Annotated in this window: 1 pseudogene; it reads right to left on the bottom strand. The window is 65.9% G+C overall.

Going from position 1 to position 1,154, the window contains the following annotated elements:
* A pseudogene (locus ACWRN3_RS22850) lies at nt 1-1,154 on the bottom strand (pyruvate dehydrogenase (acetyl-transferring), homodimeric type); the annotation flags it as partial.

The raw sequence follows: 1,154 nt of genomic DNA, 5'->3' as shown, positions 1-1,154 counted from the left end.
CCCAGGCCGTAGCCCTTGACGGTGTGGGCGAGGATGACGGTGGGTTTGCCCTTGAATTCGGTGGCGGCCTTGTAGGCGGCGTAGACCTTGCGGTAGTCGTGGCCGCCGCGTTTGAGGTTCCAGATCTGGTCATCGGTGAGGTCCGCGACGAGGTCCTTGGTCTGCGGGGTTTTGCCGAAGAAGTGTTCGCGGACGAACCCGCCGGACTCGGCCTTGTAGGTCTGGTAGTCCCCGTCGACGGTTTCGTTCATGATCTTCACCAGGGACCCGTCGGTGTCGCGGGTGAGCAGGTCATCCCACTCCCGGCCCCAGACGACCTTGATCACGTTCCAGCCCGCGCCGCGGAAGAACGCTTCGAGTTCCTGCATGATCTTGCCGTTGCCGCGCACCGGGCCGTCCAGGCGCTGGAGGTTGCAGTTGATCACGAAGTTCAGGTTGTCCAGGTTCTCGTTCGCTGCCAGCTGCAGCAGGCCCCGGGACTCGGGCTCGTCCATTTCACCGTCGCCCAGGAACGCCCAGACCTGCTGGTCCGAGGTGTCCTTCAGGCCCCGGTTGTGCAGGTAGCGGTTGTTCTGGGCCTGGTAGATCGCGTTCATCGGCCCGATGCCCATGGACACCGTGGGGAATTCCCAGAAGTGCGGCATCAGGCGCGGGTGCGGGTAGGAGGACAGGGCGTGGCCCTCGCGGGACTTTTCCTGCCGGAACCCGTCCAGGTCTTCCTCGGACAGGCGTCCTTCCATGAATGCCCGGGCGTACATGCCGGGGGAGGCGTGGCCCTGGAAAAAGACCTGGTCCCCGCCGCCGGGGTGGTCCTTGCCGCGGAAGAAGTGGTTGAAGCCGACCTCGTACAGGGTCGCGGCCCCGGCGTAGGTGGAGATGTGCCCGCCGACCCCGATATCGGGCCGCTGCGCCCGGTGCACCATGACCGCGGCGTTCCACCGCATGTACGCCCGGTACCGGCGCTCGAACTCCTCGTTGCCCGGGAACGCAGCTTCCTGGTCCACCGGGATCGTGTTCACGTAATCGGTGGTGGTCACCATCGGCACCCCCACGCTCTGCGCGCCGGCGCGCTGCAGCAGGCTCCGCATGATGTATTGGGCACGCTCGGTGCCCTGTTCCCTGATCAACGCGTCCAGGGACTCAACCCACTCGGC

This window comes from Pseudarthrobacter sp. rb, from assembly GCF_056389225.1.
This window is presented reverse-complemented; position numbering and strand designations above follow the sequence as displayed.